This window comes from Paucibacter sediminis, assembly GCF_030254645.1.
Lineage (GTDB): Bacteria > Pseudomonadota > Gammaproteobacteria > Burkholderiales > Burkholderiaceae_C > Paucibacter_B > Paucibacter_B sediminis.
Genome location: NZ_CP116346.1, coordinates 3,247,992 through 3,255,000 on the forward strand (window position 1 = coordinate 3,247,992; position 7,009 = coordinate 3,255,000).

Annotated in this window: 6 protein-coding genes (1 of these 6 running past the window's edge); all 6 read left to right on the forward strand. The window is 67.3% G+C overall.

From position 1 onward, the window contains the following. The first annotated feature begins 1 nt into the window (after position 1). Entirely contained in the window at positions 2–1,510 is a 1,509-nt protein-coding gene (locus PFX98_RS15060; RefSeq protein WP_285231314.1) for a tripartite tricarboxylate transporter permease, read from the forward strand. 167 nt (positions 1,511–1,677) lie between these two features. Continuing rightward, positions 1,678–2,553: a branched-chain amino acid ABC transporter permease gene (locus PFX98_RS15065; RefSeq protein WP_285231315.1), complete on the forward strand. Its 876-nt coding sequence runs from the start codon at positions 1,678–1,680 to the stop codon at positions 2,551–2,553. Between the two features lie 13 nt (positions 2,554–2,566). Next, positions 2,567–3,655, forward strand: coding sequence for a branched-chain amino acid ABC transporter permease (locus PFX98_RS15070; protein ID WP_285231316.1), 1,089 nt, complete (start codon positions 2,567–2,569; stop codon positions 3,653–3,655). After that, on the forward strand, positions 3,652–4,467 hold the full coding sequence (locus PFX98_RS15075; RefSeq protein ID WP_285231317.1) for an ABC transporter ATP-binding protein: 816 nt from the start codon (positions 3,652–3,654) through the stop codon (positions 4,465–4,467). The genes PFX98_RS15070 and PFX98_RS15075 overlap by 4 nt, the downstream gene beginning before the upstream one ends. Further along, the gene (locus PFX98_RS15080; protein ID WP_285231318.1) at positions 4,464–5,249 is read left to right on the forward strand and encodes an ABC transporter ATP-binding protein; all 786 of its coding nucleotides are present in this window, start codon (positions 4,464–4,466) and stop codon (positions 5,247–5,249) included. The genes PFX98_RS15075 and PFX98_RS15080 overlap by 4 nt, the downstream gene beginning before the upstream one ends. Positions 5,250–5,261: 12 nt before the next feature. Then, positions 5,262–7,009, forward strand: the 5' portion of a protein-coding gene (locus tag PFX98_RS15085) for an AMP-dependent synthetase/ligase (protein WP_285231319.1). It continues 112 nt past the right edge of the window; only the first 1,748 of its 1,860 coding nucleotides appear in the window; the start codon lies at positions 5,262–5,264; its stop codon lies off the right edge, out of view.

A 7,009-nucleotide genomic window follows, 5' to 3' on the forward strand; every position in this document is an offset into this window, starting at 1 on the left:
CATGGATCTCTTGAGCAATCTGGCGCTGGGCTTTCATACCGCCCTGACGGTCCAAAACCTGCTGTACTGCCTGGGCGGTGCGCTGCTGGGCACCCTGATCGGCGTGCTGCCAGGCCTGGGCCCGGTGGCCACCATCGCGATGCTGCTGCCCTCGATCTACGCGCTGGATGCGACGCCCGCGCTGATCATGCTGGCGGGCATCTATTACGGCGCGCAGTACGGCGGCTCCACCACTGCCATCCTGATTAATGTGCCGGGCGAGTCGAGCTCGGTGGTGACCGCGATCGACGGCTACCAGATGGCGCGTCAGGGGCGTGCCGGTGCGGCGCTGGCGGCGGCCGGCCTGGGTTCCTTCTTCGCCGGTTGCGTGGGCACGGTGATCATCGCGGCCTTTGCGCCGCCGCTCACCGAGCTGGCCTTCAAGTTCGGCCCGGCCGAGTATTTCTCGCTGATGGTGCTGGGCCTGATCGGCGCGGTGGTGCTGGCCTCGGGTTCGCTGATCAAGGCGATCTCGATGATTCTGCTGGGCCTGCTGCTGGGCCAGATCAACACCGATGTGATCTCGGGCACGCCGCGCTTCTCCTTCGACATCCCCGAGCTCACCGACGGCATCGGCTTCGTCGTGATCGCGATGGGCGTGTTCGGCTTCGGCGAGATCATCGCCAACCTGGGCCAGCCGGCCGAGCATCGCGAGGTCTTCACCAAGGATGTGAAGGGCCTGTGGCCCACCAAGGAGGATTTCAAGGAAGCCTGGCCCTCGGTGCTGCGCGGCACCGCGCTGGGTTCCATCCTCGGCGTGCTGCCGGGCGGCGGCGCGCTGCTGGCCTCGTTCGCCTCCTACACGCTGGAGAAGAAGGCCGTGCGCAACCCGCGCGTGCCCTTCGGCAAGGGCGCCATCCAGGGTGTGGCCGGGCCTGAGTCGGCCAACAACGCCGGCGCGCAGACCAGCTTCATCCCGATGCTGACCCTGGGCATCCCGCCCAATGCGGTGATGGCGCTGATGGTGGGTGCGATGACCATCAAGGGCATTCAGCCCGGCCCGCAGGTGATGACCAGCAACCCCGAGCTGTTCTGGGGCCTGATCGCCTCGATGTGGGTGGGCAATCTGATGCTGATCGTGCTGAACCTGCCGCTGATCGGCATCTGGATCAAGTTGCTGACGGTGCCTTACCGCTTCCTGTTCCCGGCCATCGTGACCTTCTGCTGCATCGGCACCTACTCGCTCAACAACAACGCCTTCGACGTCTACATGACGGCGGCCTTTGCGGTGGTGGGCTATGTGTTCTACAAGCTGAGCTGCGAGCCGGCGCCGCTGCTGCTGGGCTTCATTCTCGGGCCCATGATGGAAGAGAACCTGCGCCGCGCGCTGCTGCTGTCGCGCGGCGACTGGGGCACCTTCTTCACGCGGCCGCTGTCGGCCGGCCTGCTGGTGGCGGCCCTGCTGCTGGTGGTGATCGTGATGCTGCCCTCGATCAAGAGCAAGCGCGAGGAAGCCTTCCAGGAAGAATAGGCGGCCGCACGGCGCGCCAGACCCGCCCGAGCGCGAGCTCCGGCGGGTTTTTTCATGTCCGGCTTTTGTCCGCTTCGGGGGCGACAGGCGCACGGGTTTCCTCGGGCATACAGGCCCGCAAAGCCTAGTTAAAACTACGGCCACAACAAGGTGGAGACAGTGCCTCGATGCAGGTCTTGCAAGTGCTGGTCGGCGGCGTGGCCCAGGGTTGCATTTACGGCCTGATCGCACTGGGCTTCGTGCTCATCTACAAGGCCACCGAGACGGTCAGCTTCGCGCAGGGCGATCTGATGATGCTGGGCGCCTTTCTGGGGCTGGCCTTGCTGTCGGGCCTGGGCCTGCCCGCCTGGGCGGCGGTGCCGGCGGTGATCGCGGCGATGGCGCTGTTCGGGCTGGCGCTGGAGCGTCTGGTGATCAGCCCCATCCTGGGCCAGCCGGCGTTTTCCATCGTCATGCTGACGTTGGGCCTGGGCTATGTGGCGCGCGGCGCCATCACCATGATTCCCGGCATCGGCACCGAGACCCATGCGCTGGAGCTGCCCTACCGCGGTGAGCTGCTGCAGTTGGGCGGGCTGGTGCTGGCGGTGGAGCAACTGGTGATCATTGCCGTGACGGCGCTGCTGTGCGCCGGCCTCTACCTGCTGTTCAAGCGCAGCAAGGTGGGCATCGCGATGCAGGCCGCCTCGCAGAACCAGATCGCCGCCTACTACATGGGCATCCCGGTGCGCCGGCTCAACAGCCTGGTGTGGGGCCTGGCCTCGGCGGTGGCGGCGATCGCCGGCCTGCTGCTGGCGCCCATCACCTTTGTGCATGCCAATATGGGCCTGATCGGGCTGAAGGCCTTTCCGGCCGCGGTGGTGGGGGGCTTCGGCAGCCTGCCCGGTGCCATCGTCGGCGGCCTGGTGATCGGCGTGGTGGAGGCGCTGGCGGGTTTCTATCTGCCCGAGGGCTTCAAGGATGTGACGCCCTATGCGGTGGTGCTGCTGATGCTGATGGCCAGGCCCAACGGCCTGTTCGGCGACCAGCTGCGCAAAAAGGTCTAGGGGCCCGGCAGCGATGCGCTTCGTTTTCAAGACCAGCTACGACCAGGACATCGACCTGTTCAAACATGGCGGCCAGCGCTTCTGGTACGGCCTGCTCCTGCTGGCCCTGCTGGCGGCGCCCTGGGGCGTGGACGACTATTGGCTGGCCCAGCTCACCTTCATCCTGATCTACGGCATCGTCGGGCTGGGGCTGATGCTGCTGGCCGGCTTCACGGGCCTGTTCTCGATGGGGCACGCGGCCTTTCTGGGTGTGGGCGCCTACACGCAGGCGGTGCTGGCGGCGCAGGGTTGGCCCTTTCCGCTGTCGATCGCGATGGCGGCCCTGCTGTCCGCCGCGGTGGGGGCGGTGGTGGGCCTGCCGGCGCTGCGCGTGAAGGGCATCTACCTGGGCATCGCGACGCTGTCCTTCGGCTTCATCGTCGAGGAGGTGCTGGCGCGCTGGGAGAGCGTCACCGGTGGCAATGCCGGCAAGATGGTGGGGGCGCTGCAGCTCGAGCTGGGTGGCTGGCGCTGGGCCGCCGATACCGATGCGTCCTTCTACTTCGTGTGCCTGCTGCTGGCCGTGGCCTGCACCCTGGGGGTGCTGAACCTGCTGCGCTCGCCCACCGGGCGCGCCTTCGTGGCGATCCGCGATTCCGAGATCTCGGCGCAGAGCATGGGCATCCACCTGGCCTATTACAAGACGCTCTCGTTCGCGATCTCGGCGGCGCTGGCAGGGGTGGGCGGGGCGCTGTATGCGCACAAGATCCGCTTTCTCTCGCCCGACCAGTTCAACATCCTGCAGAGCATCGACCTGCTCCTGATGATCGTGATCGGCGGCGTGGGCTCGGTGCATGGCGCGTTTCTGGGCGCGATCTTCCTGATCACGATGCCGCAGCTGATCGCCCTGCTGAAGGACGGCCTGCCCGCCGCCATCGGCGAGGCACCGGGCCTGCAGGCGGCGGTGTACGGCCTGGTGCTGATCGGCTTCGTGCTCTTCGAGCCCCTGGGCCTGTACGGGCGCTGGCTGAAGGCGCGCACCTGGCTGCAGCTGTTCCCCTTCTACCGCCGCGGCCTGTTCAAGCGCCAGAAGGCCTTCCAGAAATCGGACCGGCTGAAATGAGCCTGGGCACCGAACCCGACATCCTGCTCGCCGCGCACGCGCTGAGCCTGCGCTTTGGCGGCGTGCTGGCGGTCAACCAGGTCAGCTTCGAGCTGCGGCGCGGCGAGGTGTTCACGCTGATCGGCCCGAATGGTGCCGGCAAGACCACGGTCTTCAACCTGATCAGCCGCATCTACCAGCCCAGCAGCGGTGAGATCCGCTACAAGGGTCAGGTCTTGACCCAGGTGGCGCCGCATCGGGTGGCGCGCCTGGGCATTGCGCGCACCTTCCAGAACATTGAGCTGTTCGAGCATGCCACCGTGCTGCAGAACCTCCTGATCGGCCGCCATGTGCACCACCGCCGCAGCCTCTGGCGCGAATGGCTGTTCACCGCGCGCGTGCGCGAGGCCGAGCGGCAGACGCGCCGCAAGGTGGAGGAGGTGATCGACTTCCTGGACCTGCAGCATTACCGCGACACCCTGGTGGCGGGCCTGCCCTATGGGGTGCGCAAGGTGGTGGAGCTGGCGCGCGCGCTGGCCACCGAGCCCGAGCTGCTGCTGCTGGACGAGCCCTCCTCGGGCCTGAACGTGGAGGAGACCGGCGACATGGCGTTCTGGATCGAGGACATCCAGCGCGATCTGGGCATCACGGTGCTGATGGTGGAGCACGACATGAGCCTGGTCTCCAAGGTCTCGGACCGCGTGCTGGCGATGAACCAGGGCGAGGTGCTGGCGCTGGGCACGCCGGCCGAGGTGCAGGCGCACCCGGGGGTGGCCGAGGCCTATCTGGGCAGCGCCGACGATGCCAGCTCGCTGCGGAGGCCCCGGCCATGATCGGCACGAGCGCCGCGCCCATCCTCACGCTTGCCAATGTGGAGAGCGCCTACGGCCCCATCAAGGCGATACGCGGCGTGAGCCTGCAGGTGCGCACGGGCGAGATCGCCACCGTGCTGGGGCCCAATGGCGCGGGCAAGAGCACGATTCTGAAGACCATCTCGGGCATCCTCGATCCGCGCAAGGGCAGCATCAGCTTCCTGGGCCGCGACATCACGGCGCAGGACCCGGCGGCCATCGTGCGCGCCGGCCTCAGCCATGTGCCCGAGGGCCGCGAGGTGTTTCCGCTGCTGAGCGTGCGCGACAACCTGCTGATGGGCGCCTACACGCGCAGCGACCGCGACGGCGTGGCGCGTGATCTGGAGGCGGTGTTCGGCTACTTCGCCATCCTGCGCGAGCGCATGGCGCAGCCGGCCGGACTGCTCTCGGGCGGCCAGCAGCAGATGCTGGCGATCTCGCGCGCGCTGATGGCCAGGCCTCAGCTGATCCTGCTGGACGAGCCCAGCCTGGGCCTCTCGCCCAAGCTCACCAAGGAGATCTTTGAGATCGTGGTGCGCATCAACCGCGAGCGCGGCACCACCGTGCTGCTGGTGGAACAGAACGCCAATATGGCGCTGAACGCGGCCGATTACGGCTATGTGCTGGAGAACGGCCGCATCGTGATGGAGGATGCTTGTGAACGCCTGCGCGAGAAGGACGACATCAAGGAGTTCTACCTCGGCATGAAGGAAAGCGGCGCGCGCGGCGAGCGGCGCTGGAAGAAGAAGAAAACCTGGCGCTAGGGGCGAGCGAGCATGAGCAATCTCTGGGACGCATTGCAGCCGGTGGATCGCCAACCGGTGTCGGTGGCGGGCGAGACCCTGCCGCAGGTGTTCTGGCATGCCTGTGCCGAGCGTGGCGCGCAGGTGTTTCTGCGCGAGAAGAAGCTTGGCCTGTGGACGGCCTGGAGCTGGGCGCAGACCGGCGTGGCGGTGCGCGAGATCGCGATGGGGCTGGCGGCGCTGGGCTTCAAGCCGGGCGATTGCGCTTCCATCCTGGCCAACACGGTGCTGCCCTGGCTGCTGGCCGACCTGGGCATTCAGACGGCCGGTGGCGTCACCAACGGTATCTACCCCACCGATGCGGCCAGCCAGGTGCATTATCTGTGCGCCGACTCGTCGACCACGCTGCTGTTCGTGGAGGACGAGGAGCAACTCGACAAGGCCCTGGAGGTGCGCGCCGAGTTGCCGCTGCTGCGCCACATCATCGTCTTCGACATGGCCGGGCTGCAGCGCTTTGCCGATCCGATGGTGATGAGCCTGGCGGCGCTGCGCGAACTGGGGCGGGCCCACGATGCCGGGCATGCGCCACTCTTTGCCGAGCGCCTGGCCTCGCGCCAAGGCGGCGATCTGGCCATCCTGGTCTACACCTCGGGCACCACCGGCAAACCCAAGGGCGCCATGCACAGCCATGCGGGCCTGGTCTACAGCATGCGCATGGCGGTGCGTGGCCTGCCACAGGACGGGCGCGACGAGCGCATGTGCTTTCTGCCGCTGTGCCATATCGCCGAACGCATGGTGGGTGCCTATGCCTCGCTGTACGCCGGCGCGGTGCTGAACTTCGTGGAGAACCCGGCCACCGTGGCCGAGAACGTGCGCGAGATCGCGCCCACCCTGTTCTTCGCCGTGCCGCGGGTGTGGGAGAAGTTCTATTCGGGCGTCGCGATTGCGATCAAGGAGGCCTCGCCGCTGCAGCAGGCCGTGTATGCCTGGGGCCTGGGCGTGGGCACGCGCGTGGCCGAGCTGGTGCTGGCCGGGCGGGCCGTGCCGGTGGGCCTGCGGCTGAAGTTCCGGCTGGCACGCCTGCTGGCCCTGGACAATGTGCGCAAGATGCTGGGCATCCATCGCTGCCGGGCCCTGCTGACCGGCGCGGCGCCGATCTCGCCGGAGCTGATCCGCTGGTATCTCGCGCTGGGCGTGCCGATGCTGGAGGGCTGGGCCCAGACGGAGTCCTGTGCGCTGGGCACCATCATGCGGCCCGACGCGATGCGGCCGGGCACCATCGGTGTGGCGGCCGATGGCGTGGAGGTCAGGCTGGACCCGCACACCCAGGAGCTGCTGATGCGCGGCCCGAATGTCTTCATGGGCTATCTGAACCAGCCCGAGAAGACCGCCGAAACGATAGACAAGGACGGCTGGCTGCATACCGGCGACGTGGGCACGGTGGATGTGCAGGGCTTCTTCCGCATCACCGACCGCATGAAGGACATCATCATCACCGCCGGCGGCAAGAACATCACGCCCAGCGAATGGGAGAACGAGCTGAAGTTCTCGCCCTACATCACCGACGCGGTGGTGATCGGTGACAAGCGCCCCTATCTCAGCGTGCTGATCATGATCGACCAGGAGAACGTCGAGAAGTTCGCCCAGGACCGCGACGTGCCCTTCTCCAACTACGCCAGCCTGACCCGCGCGCCGGCGGTGCGCGAGCTGGTGCAGGGCGAGATCGACAAGGTCAACAAGCAGTTCGCCCGCGTGGAGCAGATCAAGCAGTTCCGCCTGCT